This is a genomic window from Marinobacter salinexigens (assembly GCF_008370345.1).
Taxonomy (GTDB): Bacteria; Pseudomonadota; Gammaproteobacteria; order Pseudomonadales; family Oleiphilaceae; genus Marinobacter; species Marinobacter salinexigens.
Genome location: NZ_VTUU01000148.1, coordinates 1 through 351, shown reverse-complemented (window position 1 = coordinate 351; position 351 = coordinate 1). Strand labels below are relative to the sequence as shown.

At 55.6% G+C, this 351-nt stretch carries 1 protein-coding gene; it reads right to left on the bottom strand.

Annotated features, from left to right (window positions below; translation table 11 throughout):
- Positions 1–128: 128 nt before the first annotated feature.
- Positions 129–351: hypothetical protein (locus FWJ25_RS21000; protein WP_223163302.1), on the bottom strand; the 223-nt coding region annotated here is incomplete at its 5' end.

Genomic DNA, 351 nt, shown 5'->3' with positions numbered 1-351 from the left:
TGATAATCATTTTTTCCGTCCATTTCTAAGAATTCCAACAGATCGAAGAACTTCAACCTGGGAGATTAAAAAAAACCCTCTTCGGTATAACATTACTGTACACAGCTAGCACGCCATTCATGGTTCGCTCACTTCTTGGACACGTAGGCGTAGTACTGCGCCATGGGCACGACGACGGCGATGACGAGCAGGCCGCCGACGACGAGCGTGAACTGCCCGCGCTTCTCCTCCGTCTCCTCCTTGGTCTTGAAGTTGGACTCCCGCTTGTTCTCCTTGAACGACGGGCCACCAGTGTCCGGCAGCCCGTCGATCGCCGCCGCCAGCCGCTTCGCCGTGCTCAAGATCGCCTCG